The organism is Rhodoferax ferrireducens (genome assembly GCF_003347515.1).
In the GTDB taxonomy this organism is placed as follows: Bacteria; Pseudomonadota; Gammaproteobacteria; order Burkholderiales; family Burkholderiaceae_C; genus Rhodoferax.
Map to the genome: position 1 here is coordinate 1 of NZ_QEII01000223.1, position 731 is coordinate 731.

At 61.3% G+C, this 731-nt stretch carries 1 protein-coding gene; it reads right to left on the reverse strand.

The genetic code is table 11. From position 1 onward, the window contains the following. A partial coding sequence (locus tag C5P05_RS03335) for an IS30 family transposase (RefSeq protein ID WP_114968445.1) occupies nucleotides 1-731 on the reverse strand: 731 nt, incomplete at both ends.

Genomic DNA, 731 nt, shown 5'->3' on the forward strand with positions numbered 1-731 from the left:
CCCGCTGCCATGGGCTGTGCGGATCACAGAAATACACCGCAATCCCGGTATTGGCGCTGAGCTGCTGGTGATGGGCCATCTCCTTGCCCCGGTCATAGGTCAAGGTCTTTCGCATGGGTTGCGCTACCGCGTTGAGTTTGTCCGTGAAGGCCTGCAGGACGTGAGCCGCCGTTGCTGGGTTGGGGTGAGGTAGCTTGACCAGTATCAGCAGCCGGGTATGGCGCTCCACCAGCGTGCCCACCGCACTTTGGTTGAGCGCGCCTTTGATCAAGTCGCCCTCCCAGTGTCCCGGGAACTGGCGATCCTCAATCTCCGGTGGGCGTACATGAATGCTCAGCATGTCTGCCATGTGTCCCCGGCGATCCTCTCCCTTGGAGCGCGGCCAGCGCTTGGTGCGTGCCATGCGCAGACAAGCAATGAGCTCTTTGCGCAGCTCTCCTCGGGGTTGGGCGTAGATGACGTTGTAGATGGTTTCATGCGAGGCGCGTTGGGCGGCATCGCTGGGGTGCAGTTTAGCCAGGTGGGCTGCAATTTGCTGGGGTGACCACCGCTTATAAAGAAGTTCAGTGATGGATTCAAACAGGGGATTGCCGGTGACCAGCTTGGGCAGTGGTCTGGCGTGGCGGCGTCTTCGCACCCGGCGCTGCTGGGCATAACGGCAGCTGTAACCATTGCCACCACTGTTGCGGGCAATCTCGCGGCTGATGGTCGCGGCGCTGCGGTTCAGTACG